The 14,582-nt window shown below is 45.5% G+C and carries 9 protein-coding genes; 3 read left to right on the top strand and 6 right to left on the bottom strand.

Features of this window, described 5'->3' with window-relative positions:
- From QUA90_RS06395 to QUA90_RS06370, 6 genes are all read right to left on the bottom strand, one after another.
- Nucleotides 1-450 carry an EVE domain-containing protein gene (locus QUA90_RS06395; protein WP_333324300.1) on the bottom strand — a complete coding sequence of 150 codons (450 nt, stop codon included), beginning with the start codon at nt 448-450 and terminating at the stop codon, nt 1-3.
- Nucleotides 447-938: an SRPBCC family protein gene (locus QUA90_RS06390; RefSeq protein ID WP_333444453.1), complete on the bottom strand. Its 492-nt coding sequence runs from the start codon at nt 936-938 to the stop codon at nt 447-449. The genes QUA90_RS06395 and QUA90_RS06390 overlap by 4 nt, the downstream gene beginning before the upstream one ends.
- A 59-nt stretch (nt 939-997) precedes the next feature.
- The gene (locus QUA90_RS06385) at nt 998-3,358 is read right to left on the bottom strand and encodes an FHA domain-containing protein (protein WP_333444451.1); all 2,361 of its coding nucleotides are present in this window, start codon (nt 3,356-3,358) and stop codon (nt 998-1,000) included.
- A 123-nt stretch (nt 3,359-3,481) separates the two neighbouring features.
- Nucleotides 3,482-5,236: an ABC-ATPase domain-containing protein gene (locus QUA90_RS06380; RefSeq protein WP_333444449.1), complete on the bottom strand. Its 1,755-nt coding sequence runs from the start codon at nt 5,234-5,236 to the stop codon at nt 3,482-3,484.
- Nucleotides 5,237-5,372: 136 nt separating this feature from the next.
- Nucleotides 5,373-6,413 (bottom strand): M20/M25/M40 family metallo-hydrolase, encoded by a 1,041-nt coding sequence (locus QUA90_RS06375; RefSeq protein WP_333444447.1) that lies wholly within the window; start codon nt 6,411-6,413, stop codon nt 5,373-5,375.
- Between the two features lie 352 nt (nt 6,414-6,765).
- Nucleotides 6,766-7,344 carry a hypothetical protein gene (locus tag QUA90_RS06370; RefSeq protein WP_333390145.1) on the bottom strand — a complete coding sequence of 193 codons (579 nt, stop codon included), beginning with the start codon at nt 7,342-7,344 and terminating at the stop codon, nt 6,766-6,768.
- 346 nt (nt 7,345-7,690) lie between these two features.
- Here QUA90_RS06370 and QUA90_RS06365 point away from each other — a divergent pair, with 346 nt between their 5' ends.
- The 3 genes from QUA90_RS06365 to QUA90_RS06355 all read left to right on the top strand — a co-directional run bounded on the left by QUA90_RS06365 (nt 7,691) and on the right by QUA90_RS06355 (nt 14,468).
- Nucleotides 7,691-11,038, top strand: a complete 3,348-nt coding sequence (locus QUA90_RS06365) for an EAL domain-containing protein (protein WP_333444445.1) — start codon at nt 7,691-7,693, stop codon at nt 11,036-11,038.
- Between the two features lie 385 nt (nt 11,039-11,423).
- Complete coding sequence (gene glgP, locus QUA90_RS06360; RefSeq protein WP_333080523.1) at nt 11,424-13,982, top strand: alpha-glucan family phosphorylase; 2,559 nt, start codon at nt 11,424-11,426, stop codon at nt 13,980-13,982.
- Nucleotides 13,983-14,237: 255 nt separating this feature from the next.
- The gene (locus tag QUA90_RS06355) at nt 14,238-14,468 is read left to right on the top strand and encodes a hypothetical protein (protein ID WP_333080410.1); all 231 of its coding nucleotides are present in this window, start codon (nt 14,238-14,240) and stop codon (nt 14,466-14,468) included.
- The last annotated feature ends 114 nt before the right edge of the window (nt 14,469-14,582 follow it).

Below are 14,582 nucleotides of genomic sequence, written 5' to 3'. Positions count from 1 at the left end.
TTATGTCATCTTCAAAATCTTCTCAGCAGCACCTTCAGACACCGGCATCACCGATAACCGATTGCCTTTCCTCACCAGCAAAATCTCATCAGCGCTAAACTTTTGTTTCAGTTCCTCCAAGGATATTAACTTAGCAAATTCCTCAACAAACTCAACTCTCACAGTTTGCCAGCGAGGTGCATCAAACTGCGATTTAGCATCATAATATTCGCTATTTATATCGAACTGAGTCGGGTCAGCAATTCCAGTTTCAACGACGCGCACTAAGCCAACAATTCCCGGTATTTTAGTATTAGAATGGTAAAAAAATACTAAATCTCCCCGACTCATTTCTCGCATAAAATTGCGGGCTTGATAGTTGCGAACGCCATCCCAAATGGAAGTGCGATCGTGCTTCAAATTCGCAATACTATAAACATCCGGTTCCGACTTCATTAGCCAATAATTCATACAATCTCTTCGCTGGGGTTAGCCAAATATTCTTGAATTTTATCTAAACACTGCTGCATAGCTTTTTGCATAAAAACCTGAACTATCAACAACCCAACGGGATAGAATACCGGAGAAGTCAGCATAAAATAAAACTCCCAATCAATCCGAGTTCCCTTTGCTGTAGCAGTGAAATTCCAATCTCCGCCACCAGACTCAATGAGTAGAGAAATCGGAAACTTAAACCCTCTAACCAGTCGGTAGGTTTGTCTTTCTGGCTTTTTGAAAGTAATGATTTCTTCATCAATCACCGAAGTGTCGGAATTTTCTATCCGCCGCACGCCGCCTTCACGCATCTCTCCACCATCTGCCATCTCAGCTTTAATAATTGCTGGAATTGGGCCGTATCCGCGAAAGACTTTGGGTAGATTTGACAGGGACGTAACAAAATCAAAGACTACTTCAGGCGATGCAGCGATTTCTACTAATGCCTTGGTTTTAACTAACATTTATTCCTCCCCCCATCTGATTGGATAATGAACTGTGAGTTAAAAGTGCGTAATTTTAATTATAAAATATCCTTCCGCTTCTGCAACCACAGAGTCAACATCAAATAAAGGAAAATATGCACGCACAAAATACCCCAATTTAAACTCAAATTCTCCCAGGTAGGATCGTAAACAGGAGTAGGCTCAAACGGCTGAGGAAGCGTACTCCCATCCGGTAATGTAGTAGGCGGCGGAACCATCCCATTCACATTAACTAAAGAGCCGTAAGCACCCACAGACCAGCGGCTTAACATCAGCCAAGAAAACTTGCTCGCCGCACCTTCCATCTTAAACAAAACTCCAGAAAAAATAATCTGAGGCAGCAATAAGAGAGGCAAAGCGCTATTAGCTTGAGAGCTATTTTTAACAATCGCGGAAACGACTAATCCGAGACTTATGCAGCTCATCAAAGTTAGGAATGTGGTAATACTTGCTCCCACAGACCAGGAAATAAAACTCGGTTCAGGGGATTTAAAAGCAATCAGAATAACTCCTACCATTAACAGAGTTTGCAATACAGCCAAACCAGAAAGTATAAAAATTTTTGAACCTAAATAAGCAAACAATCCTAAATTGACCAAACGTTCGCGCAAATAGATAGCAGATTCTTTAACAATTTCTTGCAGAGAAGTTGCCAGTCCTACCCAAATAGCTGCACAGGTAAATACAAATAAAACTCTGAGTGCTAAAGGTGCTAAAGTTGCCTCCGGTTCGCCAATTAATGGGTCTTTATCTCTGACTGCAAGCCGCAGTAAACTAATGCCTATCGGGGCTGTTAAAAGAGCTAAGCTTAAGTTAACTAAGTCACGGGAAACGAGGTGAAAATAGCGCTGAGCGAGCAAAACGAGTTGTTTTACAAAAGATTGAGATTTTTGTGCAGAAGGTGCAGAAGGTATTTTTGCATTAGCCTGGCCTGTGCTGAAGTGGTTGACAATATAGCGCTGATAGTAGGGAGATTTATTAAACTTTTCTGCCCAGCTTTGAACGTTGCTTTCTCCTGTTTCTAATTCGTTGTAAATGTCTGCAAAATCGCCACTTTTGACATCGAAAAAATCGAGCGCTTCCCTAGGTGGGCCGAAGTAACAAAGGCGTCCGCCGCGACCCATAAACACAATACGATCGCACATCGTGATATTTGCCGTCGCGTGAGTCACCAGAATCACCGTCCGGCCTTGATTTGCCAACTTTTGCAGCAGTTGCATCATCTTCTTATCCAAACCCGGATCGAGTCCTGAAGTCGGTTCGTCTAAAAAGAAAAGTTTCGGGTCTGCTAACAGTTCAACTCCGATGCTGACCCGCTTCCGCTGTCCGCCGCTAAGCTGTTTTACCAAAGCCTTGCGGCGGTGAGTCATTTCAATATCTTCTAAAGTTTTTGCGACTACCTGCTTGACATCTGTATCGGGAGGTAAGCGCAATTTAGCTGCATAACTCAAGACTTCTTCTACAGTCAAATCTGCGTGCACAATATCATCTTGAGGCACGTAACCGATTTGATTGCGGTAAATATTGAAGTTTTGGCGCAGGTTGTCACCGTTGAGAAACACAGCGCCGTTAGTAGTTTTTTCGATGCCTAAAAGCGTCCGCATCAAAGTAGATTTACCCGCACCGCTACCGCCGACTAAAGCCACAAACTGGCCCGGTTCGATCGCCAAAGTGATGTTATCCAAACGCTTCGGAATCACCAGACTGTCAGCATCCAAACGAATTTGATGGCCGGAGTCTTGCATCTGCAACTCACCGCTGCGGTAAGTTAGAGTAAACGGGCCGATCCGAATGGCATCTCCCTCGGACAATTGTATAGAATTTGTGACTCGCTGACCGTTAACAAAAACCCCATTAACGCTGTAGTCTCGCAAAATATAATTGCCGCGACTGTCTTGGTCAATTGTCGCGTGGCGTCTAGAAACAAGCGGCGCATCTAATTGCAGCGAAGCGTTTGGATCGCGGCCCAACAAAACCGACCGATTTTTAAGAAGAATTGACTGCTGGCTAGGGACTGCAACCTGATTCGCCAGCGGATTAAAATAAGTCAGCAAAACTTGATTTTGAGGATCGAGACCGATTTTAATTTCTGTGCCGTTTTTCAGACAATAACCGTCATTGGGAGTGATGCGAGTGCGATCGACAAATAAGCCATTAGTGCTCGGCCGCTGCCCGTCACCGTCGTAAATCCAGTAATTATCCCCAATTTGGCGCAAAACAGCGTGAACGCCGGAAACTGCGCGCCAGGGGTCGGGAATGGCTAAATCAGCACGAGTGCGATCGCGCCCCAATACGTGCTGCTGCTGTTTTAACTCTAACTGTAAAACCTCGCCTTGATTGCTTAATACTATATAAGGTCGATCGCTTAAAGCTGTCAGTTGTCCTATATTGCCTGTCATACTTCAATCGCGGTTTTTGCACTCACTTTTGTCAGCATATCAAAAAGTGGAAGTCATTAGTCATTAGTCATTAGTCATTAGTCATTAGTCATTAGTCATTAGTCAACAGTCAACCGTCAACAGTCAACCGTCAACAGTCATTTTGGCAACAACCGACAAACTGCGAAGCCGATTAATTGCCGCCGCTAATTCAAACCGCCGAAACATGGCAAAATCCCCTTCAGGAAAAGAGGATAAAATATCCATCCCCTGCGCCTCAATATCTGCCATCACCAAATCTATGATTTCCGACAAAGTGCGTTTTCCGTCCATGTATTGCTGCTTAGCATAAACCATTGCCGCAGCGATCGCCCTTAACTGTCCGCTGTCGACAATTTGCTCAACAGCACCCAAATCAATATCCTCAGTTCCGAAAGCCAATTCATCAACATCTCGCACCTTAACCCGCACATCTCGCCGTCCCCGACTCGGATCTAAACTAGCAGGAATCGGCACTCTTTGAGTAATCTCACCAAAAAATTTTCCCCCTTCGGCAGCACGGCTAATCGAGTAATTTTTAGCAATTTCTTTAGCTTTTTCAGTCACATTATATGCTTGAAAGTTATCCATTGAAATCACAGTATCTGCAACCTCAAAATAATCGCCACTTCCCCCCATGACTAAAATAGTCGATACGCCATAATCTGCATACAATAGTCTCACTTTATCAATAAACGGCGTAATCGGTTCCTTATCCTTAGCGATGAGTTCCTGCATTCGGCGATCGCGAATCATGAAATTCGTCGCCGCCGTATCCTCATCCACCAATAAAACAGGCATTTTCCCCACTTCCAAAGCCTCAATAATGTTAGCAGCTTGCGACGTGCTACCGCTGGCATTTTCAGTATAAAATTGTGCAGTATCTCTACCTTGTGGCAAGTGGTTAATAAAAGGCGAAATATCCACTCCCGCCACACTTCTGCCATCTTCTGCTCTAATTTTAACCGCCGCCGGATTAGTCACCACAAATTCCCTACCATCTCCCGGAATTCGGTTGTAAACTCCCAACTCGATCGCCCTGAGTAAAGTTGATTTGCCGTGATAGCCGCCGCCAACAATCAAAGTAATGCCAGCGGGAATACCCATACCGGAAATCAAACCGCGATTCGGACAATTAAACTTAACTTTTAATGAGGGCGGCGACTGAAAAGCCACAGCATTATTTAACAAAGGACTGTTGTCAACACCCGTGCGGCGGGGCAAAATAGAACCGTTAGCCACAAACGCAACTAATCCTTTTTCAGCTAACTGTTCCCGCAGCCAGTCAGCATCTTCTACAGTTTCAACGTGACGGCGACATTCCCCAGCATTTAAGTTAGCATACTTCAGAGACTTGCGGACAATTTGCGGAATATCTTCGCACAGCATTTCAGCAGCTTGTCGCCCTAAAATACTGCGCCCACCCGCTGGAAGTCCGACGGCAAATCGCACTTCAACTCCTCCTAAATCTTCGATATCGGATGTATTTGAGGAAATGATAAATGCGGAAGTTCGTTCTAAAACTTCTTGCCCGAAGCGAGTCACTGCAATCATACCGCTTTTCCCAGTACCGCGTTTGCTGCTGATGCTGTGTGCTGCTTGGTCAAACTGGCGAGTCAGGTAATCTCGCAAGGCTATTTCTCGACTGCGAGAGTTGAAATGTTCGCGGGGAATTTGAGCAATGTTTGGCGGAACTATGACTCTAAATTTACTGGGAGAAGCAAACGGATCTCCCTGCACGTAATCAATAATTAATGTGAATTCAGAAAAGTCGTAGTTACCTTGAATGTCTTTGTAGGCTTTGTAGCCTCGATTGTCTAGTTGCAGTAAATGCCGTTGCAGGGTTTCTTTGTTAGTCATTAGTCATTAGTCATTAGTCATTAGTTATTAGTGGGTCGTTGGCAGTCTCAATAACAGTCATCATGCCCAATGCCCCATGCCCCATGCCCCCTGCCCCATCCCCAATTCCCAATTGCCCATGCTCAATTCCCAATTACTAATTACCTAATTCCAATAATTTAGCCACGGCATTAACAACAATTTGAGCAGAACCGGCGAAAAAAGGTCGATCGATAGTGGCTAATGTATCGCTAGATTGGTGATAGTGGGGCGATCGCAAATTTGCAGTATCCGTCACCAACACAGCACCAATTCCTTTATACCAGAAAGGCGCGTGGTCGCTCCGCAAAACATCGGGAGTCAGCAACCCTTTCAGGGGAACCGGCAGCGCCACCACCGGCGGCAAATCGGCTTTTCCAGACTCCGCAAAACTTTTCAATAGCAGCGGATGTTCCGCATCCCCAATCACAGCGATAAACTCGCCTTTGTCGGGAGAAGTTACCCCCGATGCTTCTAGAAAAGGTTGCGCTGTCAATCCTTCGGGATATTGCTGGCATCCGGGCGTGCGGCAGGCATAACCTACCATATCTAGGACGATCGCTCCCTGCAAATTTTTTAACCGCGCGTCGCTACCTGTAAATGCTAAACTGCCTAAAAGTCCCATTTCTTCCCTATCGAAAAAAGCTACTTGCAATGTCCGAGGCGTGGGACGAGAACCCAGCAATCTTGCTACTTCTAAAACTACTGCAACTCCCGTCGCATTGTCGTCAGCGCCTGGGGAGTTTGGTACAGTATCGTAGTGTGCTGCCACTAAAATTGCACCCGCGTTTGAGTCAGTGCCTTTTCTCTCAGCGAAGACGTTGATTCCGCGATCGAACGGCTGCAAATCTGCGGAAAATCCTAATGTTTGCAATTGCTGGGAAATGTAGTCTCTAGTAAAAGAGCGAGCTCGTTCTCCCTCGCGTTCTCCTGCTAAAGTCTCGACGTGTTTCCACAACCGGGACTGGTCAATTTGAGGCAGAGAAAAAGCATTTTTTTCAGCAGGAAGCGGTAAGGGAGACGGGTTTTGGGAAGTGTGGATATTGCGATCGATCCCTAATTCGGGTACACCCGAAAACCGCTGCCACGAGTCAGAACGCCAACCCACAGCCGTCACCGCAACCAGAATAAATAGCGCTATCCAAATCAATTGTTTCATTAGTAAGTCTATTTGAGATTTTAGACACAGCTTACGCACTTCTCGCTCTCATCAACCGGGTGTTTTAGCGGAAGCGAGGGCTGCAACAAAGTCTTTTCGTAAAACCCGGTTGATGCGTCCAGAACAGTTATATTTTAGATTTTAGATTGACACCAGAGTTAAAAATAAACCTGTTTCAAAAAAAGAAACTAAAAAATCTTAAAATTAGCTGCGCCAGAGGCAGCTTTGTATTTTTTATCTAAAAAAGCAGGAAAATGCGTTGCAATGTTGCCGTCGAATCTGTCTTGCTTATTAGATGGTTCGACGGCGACATTCAAATCACTAATTTACCTTTAAATTTTACAAGTTTAAACTACTTTTTTTCCCACTCAATCTCCTTATTTTCCAATATCAAGCCGCTGCTGCTTGGAACAGCGTAAGGAATAGTTGTTGCAGAAAATTTGACTATTTGAGTTGGTTGTTGAAACCACTCGGAATAACTCGGATTTAGTTGGTCGTACAGTGCTTTCAAAGCTTGAATTTCTACCTCTAGCTGCGCTGCGACTTGATTGATTCTGCGAGCTTGTGCTTGCAAGCGCTTTTCCCCGGTTTGAACAGTGTTTTCTACTTCTTGCCAGTGCTCTCCGGCCAGTATTTTTTCTAGTTCACCTTGCTTGTAATTGAGTAAAGCCTGTTTTTGTTGCAGTTGCTTTTCAATATTTTTAGTCTCTCGGTCAATTTCCTGGATTTGCTGCAACCACTGCTCCCCAAAAGCAGCAGTTTGCTGGTGGAACTCGGCAATGGCTTCAGGAGTATTATTTTTGGGAAAACTGACTGCCACTCGGCACTCAGAGCGCTGTACGCCAAGTTTTTCCCGCCACTCTTGCAGGGCGGTAACTTCTGCTTGCAGCGCGCGGACTTCTTTTTGGAGTTCTGGGATGGTCTGACTCATGGGTTCAATTAGGGGACCTCTGCATGGATTTTAAGCTAATTGTTTATTTTTCTAACAAATCCCGGTCGCCTGCTTGCGGGAATTATCTAATTTTAGCGCGCTTCCACCCAGTGTCTAGGCAGAATGGCGGATAATTTGTGGCACAATGGCTGATGACACATTTTAAATTAAGATTAAAATTGTAATTAGTTATAAAGCTCAGTTATTAGCTTGGTAAAATTTAATTTACAAATCCACATAAATTAATGGTGGCTGGGTTGGCCCAGGGTAGAAAAAGTTCGGCTAATTTTTTTTAGATTTATGGCGCATAAAAAGATTTATTTGAAATTATTAGGAGCTGGAGCAAATGAAAAGAATTTTTCAATTAATTGTGGGATCTTTCGCGGTTGCTCTTTTTGGTGTGGAATGTTGGATTAATCCAAAAATATTACCGACAAGTCTAGGAGATGAAGCTGGCACTCGCCCTGTAGAAGGGATTTTGGTTCGGTCTCAGAAACATAGCTATTTGCGATCGGCAGCCCGCCCCCTTACTTCTGCAAGCGCCCCATTATTTTTGGATAACTTATCCCAAATTGAGCCAGTAAAATTACCGAATTACAATTATATAGAATCTCAGGAAACTCCTAGAAAAGAAGCTACTATTAGATTAAAAACAATCGCTTATTACCTGATTTTTATTTGTGTACTAATCTCATTATTAATCAGGTGTAAAACAGTAAATAGCTTATCCAAGACGATCAGGTTAATCAAGCCGAAGTCTGAAACCGAGAATGACAAGCTACCAAAAGGAGAAAAAGTGTTGTATCCAAAAAAAGAACAGGATATCTGGCATACTATTGCCCAAATGACCCAAGATTTGCAGCAAACTGCCGAATATGCCCTGGATATTTGCGAGGAAATGAACGTCTCGATAATTGCGACCACCCCCGGCGGTCATATCCTGTCGTTAAACCAAGCTACCTGTCAACTTTTGGGATACTCTAAAAAAGAGTTGTTAGGCAAACCAATAGCCGGACTTTTTAAGAAAAGTGAATCACCAGCCCCGGAGTTAGATTTAGGAAGTTTAACAGCCGAAGGTTCTGTCCACAACGTGGAAAAAGTCTACCTTTCTAAACAGCGAAAAAAAATAATTATACTGCTTTCTATTTCAATTATTCGCGACAGTCAAGGCAAGGTCAGCGGCAAGTTATATATAGCACAAGATATTACTGATAGCAAGAGGGCTGAAAGAAATTTGCGGCGCAGTGAAAAAAAGTTTCGCCAACTGATAGAAACTGTGAATGCTGTTGCATTTATCTATCACCGCAGACAGTTCCGCTATGTCAATGCTCGGACAGAAGCTCTGACAGGATATACTCGCGAAGAATTACTAGCATTGGATTTATACGACTTAATTCATCGAGATTTTCTAGAAATAGTTAAAAATTGGGGTAAATTCAGCCACGCGCGCTCAATTCCAGGCTCAAAATATGAATTAATAATTCTCACGAAAACCGGAGAAATGCGCTGGATTGAAGCAACTGTAGATATTATCAAATTTGAAAAAAAAGCCTCCATATTAATCACAGCGTTCGACATCAGCGATCGCAAATTAGCAGAGTTAGAACTAGAAACATCTCTTTCGTTGCTTCAAGCAACCATTGAATCTACGGCTGACGGTATTCTGGCGGTTGACAGTGAAGGAAAAGTTGTTAGCTTTAACCGTAAATTTGCCGAAATGTGGCAGTTGCCGGATTTGCTGGTGAATTCTAGAGATAATAACCAAATTTTGGGTTTTGAAATCAACCAGTTAAAATACCCGGAAATATTTCTCAACCGTGCTAAAGAATTGTCCGATCGCCCTGCAGCAGAAAGTTACGATCTCATCGAGTTGACAGATGGCAGAATCTTCGAGCGCTACTCGTTGCCCCAGCGCACGGGAGGCAAAATTACTGGTCGAGTATTCAGCTTTAGGGATGTAACGGAACGGGTGCAATCCGAAGAAAAACTCCGCAAAAGTGAAGAACGTTTTCACCTGCTGACGCGGGCGACAAATGACGCCGTATGGGATTTTGATTTGTTAAAAAATGAGTATTGGTTGAGCGCAGAATTTGAAAAAGTTTTTGGATACAAACTCAACGAAACTCAGACTATAGAGTTAGAATCATGGTGGCTAAATATTCATCCCGAAGAACGGGAAAGAGTGATGTTAAGCTTCAACCAAACAATGAACTCAGACGCTCAATGTTGGTCGGAAGAATACAGCTTTCACCGTGCAGACGGGGGATATGTTTTTGTGCTCGATCGCGGCTATATCATCCGCAATGAAAGTGGCAAAGCTGTAAGGGCGATCGGCACGATGATGGATATCACTCAGCGCAAGCAAGCTGAAGAAATTATTCGCTATCAAGCTGTTTATGACCAACTCACCGGTTTACCGAACCGGATACTTTTTAACGAGCGGCTGCTGGCGTCCTTAAAACAAGCTAAACAAACAAAAAAAATGCTGGCTGTGATGTTTTTAGACTTGGACAGGTTCAAAAAGATTAACGATACATTAGGTCACGCTGCGGGCGATCGCCTGTTAGAAGGTTTTGCCGGACGCATCAGCGACACTTTGCGATCGACTGACACGGTTGCCCGCTGGGGAGGCGACGAATTTACCATACTGCTTCCCGACATCAATTGCTTAGAAGATGCAGTTAAAACAGCTCAAAGAATACTCAACAATTTAAAGCCAGCATTTAAACTAGAAGGACAACCGTTTCATGTCAGCAGCAGCATCGGCATTGCCCTTTATCCCGATGATGGTGAAGATGCCGAAACATTAGTCAAAAATGCCGATGCTGCCTTGTACTACGCTAAAGAAATGGGAAGAAATAACTATCAGTTATATACTTCAACACTTAATCCCCACGGCAGCCATTTACTAACTATAGAACACAGACTGCACGAGGCTTTAGAACAGGGAGAATTTGAGGTTTTCTACCAGCCCAAAGTCAACATCACTACTTGGCAAATTCAGGGCATGGAAGCTCTGCTACGCTGGCAACATCCACAATTAGGTTTAGTTACTCCCGCTACATTTATTCCGATCGCCGAAGAGAACGGACTCATTGTACCTATTGGGGAATGGGTGCTGCAAACAGCCTGCACTCAAAATAAGGCTTGGCAGGATGCTTTGCAGCCAGATTTGCGGGTAGCAGTCAACGTTTCGGCTCGGCAGTTCCAGCAATTTAATTTATTAGAAATGGTAGCGAAATGTTTGGAAAAAAGCGGTTTAGCACCCCAGTATTTAGAGTTAGAAATTACCGAGACTACAGCCATGCAAGATGTGGATTATACCACAAAAGTTCTCAGGGAGTTGCAGAATATGGGAGTGCAAATTGCGCTGGACGATTTCGGCACGGGTTATTGTTCTCTAAATTATCTCAAAAAGTTTCCCCTGAATATCCTAAAAATAGATAAATCCTTTGTCAGCGGATTGACGACTGATCCCTGCGAACGGGCGATCGCCAAGGCTGTAGCGACGCTGGGGCGAGATTTGAACTTGAGCGTGGTAGCCGAAGGAGTAGAAACTAAAGAGCAGTTGGAGTGTTTGCGCGAACTCCACTGTCAAGAAATTCAGGGTTATTATTTCAGCCCTGCACTATCCGCTGGCGATGCTAGCAAACTATTGGTAAATTCTCAGTTGCGACAAGTGCAAATTGCTTAATTGGGTCGCGACTTACTACTGCGTGAGGTTGTAACGCTGCGTGCAAGTCCTGCGAACGTTACACGTAAAAAGTCGTGCGACCACCGCCGAAACCCGCATACGTCCCGCCGCAGCACCCCTCGCACGAGCAGCCACTGTAGGAAAACTCGTTGCCACACTCAAGACAGATCGCCGTCCAGTCGTGATGGTCTGGTGGCAAGGCATTCTTGCGACAGTTATCGCAGCCGAAAACGGCCAGTTCGCTCACATCGAACGACCTGCGCTTCCGTTTCGTCTGGATGGCATCGTGCATAAACTGGTTAAAACTTAAAATAGTGTGCAGAATAACGGACTTGTACCTAAAGACAGAGGAAAATATCGCTACCCCAACATAAAGGCTTTGTCTATGCAGCCAATTCGCACATTTAACGTTTCCCCGTCGCTACCGACAATTCTCGAACCCCTACGCAGGCTTGCCTACAACTTGCACTGGGACTGGAACGTCGATACCAAAGACCTCTTCCGCCGCCTCGATCGAGACCTGTGGGACTCCAGCAACCAAAACCCGGTGCTGATGCTCGGAACCATATCTCAAGAGCGACTGCAAGAAATGGCAGAAGACGAAGGCTTCATTGCCCAAATGAACCGAGCAGCCCAGCAGTTAGACGATTATCTCAAAAACCGTGCCTGGTACCGCAAACAGCGCGGCACCGAGCAGCAAGAATGCTACGCTTACTTTTCGATGGAATTCGGCTTAGTTAAAGCCCTACCGATCTATTCCGGCGGTTTGGGTGTGCTCGCAGGCGACCACCTCAAATCAGCTAGCGATTTGGGCTTGCCCTTAGTCGGTGTCGGCCTGCTTTACCAAGAAGGCTATTTTTCGCAGTATCTCAACGCCGACGGCTGGCAGCAAGAACGCTATCCGCTCAACGATTTCTACAATATGCCGCTGCACCCAGAACGCAATCCCGACGGTTCGGAATTGCGGATTGAGGTAGACTATCCCGGCCGCAAGGTGTACGCCCGGATTTGGCGGGTACAAGTGGGAACGGTTCCTTTGTACCTAATGGATACAAATATTGAACCTAATAGTCGCTACGACCAAGATATTACCGACCAACTGTATGGCGGTGATAAAACTCTGCGGATGCACCAAGAAATCATGCTGGGCATCGGCGGCGTGAAAATGCTCAAGGCATTGGGGCTGACAGTTACGGCTTATCACATGAATGAAGGCCACGCGGCTTTCATGGCTTTGGAACGCATTCGGATGCTGATGGAGGAATATCACCTGAGTTTCGTAGAAGCGGAACAGGTGGTGGTTTCGAGCAGTATGTTTACGACTCACACGCCGGTACCTGCTGGGTTTGACTTGTTCGAGCCGGATATGGTGATGCACTATCTCGGTCAGTATCCCAAGATGTTTGGCTTGTCGCAAGATGAGTTTTTAGGATTGGGCCGGGAGAATACTGGCGATTTGTCCGCACCTCTGAATATGGCAATTTTGGCAATTAAAATGTCGAGTTTTGTCAACGGGGTGGCGGCTTTGCACGGTGTGGTGTCGCGCCCGATGTTTCAGGGTTTGTGGCCGGGTTTGCCCCAGGAAGAAGTACCGATTACTTCGATTACCAACGGGGTTCACGCTCGCAGTTGTGTGGCGAAGTCTACTCAGGAGTTGTACGATCGATACCTTGGCCCGGACTGGGAAATGACCGGTAAGGACGATCGTCTCTGGGACAGGCTTTCGTCGATTCCTGATGAGGAACTATGGCGCAATCACGAACGCTGTCGATCGGAGTTGGTGGTGTTCGCGCGGGAGTGGCTGCAAAAGACTTTGCGTGAGCGCGGTGCGGCCCAAACGGAAATCGAACACGCGCGGGAAGCTCTCAATCCCAAGGTGCTGACGATCGGGTTTGCCCGCCGCTTTGCTACTTACAAGCGGGCGACGCTGTTTTTGCGCGATGTCGATCGAATCATGCGGATCATGCGGGATCAAAATCGCCCGGTGCAGTTTGTGATTGCTGGGAAGGCTCACCCGATGGATATTCCGGGTAAGGAATTGATTCGGGATATCGTTCACTTCATCCGCGAGCACGAGACGATGAGCTCGATGGTGTTTTTACCGAACTACGACATTAACGTTGCTCGGATGATGGTGTCTGGCTGCGATGTGTGGCTGAATACTCCACGCCGCCCGCGTGAGGCTTCGGGTACTTCCGGGATGAAAGCTTCGATGAATGGTTTGCCGAATCTGAGCATTCTAGACGGATGGTGGGATGAGGCTGATTATGTTCGTACCGGTTGGCCGATCGGACATGGGGAATTTTACGAAGATACTAAGTATCAGGATGATGTCGAGGCGAATGCTTTGTACGACTTGATGGAAAAGGAAGTTGTACCGCTGTTTTACAACCGGGATGCTGATGGCATTCCCCGCGGTTGGACGGAGAAAATGAAGGATTCGATTCGCTTGAATTGTCCTTTGTTCAATACTGCTCGGATGGTGAAAGATTACGCGCGGCGGGCATATTTCCCGGTGAGCGATCGCTACCACACTATGACTTCGGATAATTGCGCTCCGGCCAAGGAGTTGTCTCACTGGAAGAAGCACGTTCTCGCGAAATGGCACGATATTAAGATTGAGGCTGTTGATATTTCGCAGGATAAAGAAGTTAAGGTCAATCAGTCGATATCTGTTAAATCTCGGATTAATCTGATGGGATTGACGCCTGCAGACGTGCAAGTTGAACTTTATCAAGGCTCGGTTGATGCTAACGGCGATATCATTGGTGGCGTGCCGGTGGTGATGGAGTATTTGGGAGAAGATTCTCACAATGCTAGCCTTTATACGGCTGACATTACTTATACTTCTAGCGGTTTGCAAGGTTTGTCGTTGCGTGTTTTGCCCAAGCACGATAATCTCAGCAGTCCTTATGAAGCTGGTGTGATTCTCTGGGCACATTAGTCAGCAGTCAGCAGTCAGTAGTCAGTAGTCAGGAGAATAAAGGAAGATTTTCCTAATTCTCCCTCTCTCCGACTCTCCCACTGTTGTTATCGAAGTTGGGGAATGACTATTTAGCCGATTGTGCAATGATCGCCCAATACCACATTCCGCTCTATTCCCCACTACCACCGGTGACCGCATATATAAGCGTATAGCAAGGCATCTGGCTGTTCTTCTAAGGCTTTGAGGGGGGCAAAGCTGGTGGGGATTTCGGGGATGTTTGAACCACCGATGAACGCTAATTCTTATGCAGGATGTTTGCGAAATTCAGAGTTGGTTCGAGGATTGATCAATATCTACAATATACTGGCAGAAGTTCATCAGTTAGAGTTGACATTCTGCCAGTTTTCCATTTTTGTGGCGTTGCTGAATACAGGTATCAATTCCCGATTTCGGAGTTTTTATAAGCCAAGTCGGGTGAGTTTTGTAAATTCCGATAAAAGTTGATTCATACCGTGACTCAGCAAAACCCAGAATATCTATCCATTCGTAACAAGTTAAGCTTGGATGGCAGTTGTCAAGGGGATTTGAGAAGATGCTTCAAAGAAAAAGTAGTCAGAC

It is taken from the genome of Microcoleus sp. D3_18_C4 (assembly GCF_036702355.1).
In the GTDB taxonomy this organism is placed as follows: Bacteria; Cyanobacteriota; Cyanobacteriia; order Cyanobacteriales; family Microcoleaceae; genus Microcoleus.
This window is presented reverse-complemented; position numbering and strand designations above follow the sequence as displayed.

Bases quoted from the DNA above. Each gene is read 5' to 3' on its own strand.
- QUA90_RS06395 (WP_333324300.1), bottom strand. From the start codon at position 450: ATGAATTATTGGCTAATGAAGTCGGAACCGGATGTTTATAGTATTGCG.
- QUA90_RS06390 (WP_333444453.1), bottom strand. From the start codon at position 938: ATGTTAGTTAAAACCAAGGCATTAGTAGAAATCGCTGCATCGCCTGAA.
- QUA90_RS06385 (WP_333444451.1), bottom strand. From the start codon at position 3,358: ATGACAGGCAATATAGGACAACTGACAGCTTTAAGCGATCGACCTTAT.
- QUA90_RS06380 (WP_333444449.1), bottom strand. From the start codon at position 5,236: ATGACTAACAAAGAAACCCTGCAACGGCATTTACTGCAACTAGACAAT.
- QUA90_RS06375 (WP_333444447.1), bottom strand. From the start codon at position 6,413: ATGAAACAATTGATTTGGATAGCGCTATTTATTCTGGTTGCGGTGACG.
- QUA90_RS06370 (WP_333390145.1), bottom strand. From the start codon at position 7,344: ATGAGTCAGACCATCCCAGAACTCCAAAAAGAAGTCCGCGCGCTGCAA.
- QUA90_RS06365 (WP_333444445.1), top strand. From the start codon at position 7,691: ATGAAAAGAATTTTTCAATTAATTGTGGGATCTTTCGCGGTTGCTCTT.
- glgP (WP_333080523.1), top strand. From the start codon at position 11,424: ATGCAGCCAATTCGCACATTTAACGTTTCCCCGTCGCTACCGACAATT.
- QUA90_RS06355 (WP_333080410.1), top strand. From the start codon at position 14,238: ATGTTTGAACCACCGATGAACGCTAATTCTTATGCAGGATGTTTGCGA.